Origin of the sequence: Colwellia sp. BRX8-9 (genome assembly GCF_014077245.1) — a bacterium.
Taxonomy (GTDB): Bacteria; Pseudomonadota; Gammaproteobacteria; order Enterobacterales; family Alteromonadaceae; genus Colwellia_A.
Genome location: NZ_JACGVN010000053.1, coordinates 1 through 755, shown reverse-complemented (window position 1 = coordinate 755; position 755 = coordinate 1). Strand labels below are relative to the sequence as shown.

1 protein-coding gene is annotated in these 755 nt (G+C 38.1%); it reads right to left on the bottom strand.

The genetic code is table 11. The features are described from left to right. Nucleotides 1–121: 121 nt before the first annotated feature. Nucleotides 122–755: transposase (locus tag H4J70_RS20235; protein WP_404842505.1), on the bottom strand; the 634-nt coding region annotated here is incomplete at its 5' end.

Sequence of the window (755 nt, the reverse complement as noted above, 5' to 3'; positions counted from 1 at the left end):
AAAAAGTCTACATATGACGGGAATTACTGTTTATGGGGATTTAAAGCACACTTAACGATAGACGTTTTGAGCCCATAGTTTATTACATATTATTTCACAAAATAACTATGCTAAAAAATAACTATGCTAATAGTTTTTCGCAGCATGTCAGATTTTGTCGTCGTTTAAATTCATGGTGTTCATAATAAGCCGTTAACGAATCCCTATTGCCTATAGCGCCATGAAACAAGCGTCTAAAATCTTTTGTGAGTGTTAACCAGTTGTCGGTGTTGATATGTAAACGTCGTAATAATTTTGGCTTGCTTTGAACAATATAATCTTTTTTACTTTCTTTTATACAACGCCCTGTTAGTTTGACTAATTGCAGGTAATCCGTTAATTCAAAAGGTAGGCCTTTAGGCATATTAGCTTTGGGATCACCAACAAAAGGCATCAGGTTTTTGGGTTGCTTACCCTTTATAGCTTCGATGGCACGCTTTTTTACACTTGTGTATGGTGAACTCTCTGGCGTATCTGCCATACCGGCTCTAACTGGGTTTAAATCAACATAGGCCATGCAGGCTAAAATCGCCGATTCATCGAGTAAAGCTTGTGACTTAAAGCGCCCTTCCCAAAACCGGCCGGTGCAATTATCTTCTTGATTGGCTTTTCTCGCAATACGCTCATTAAGAACACGCATAAACCAACTTATATCCATTAATCGACTGCGATAGCAGGCTACCGTATTTTTTAATGTTGGAAGTAAGTATTCGGCA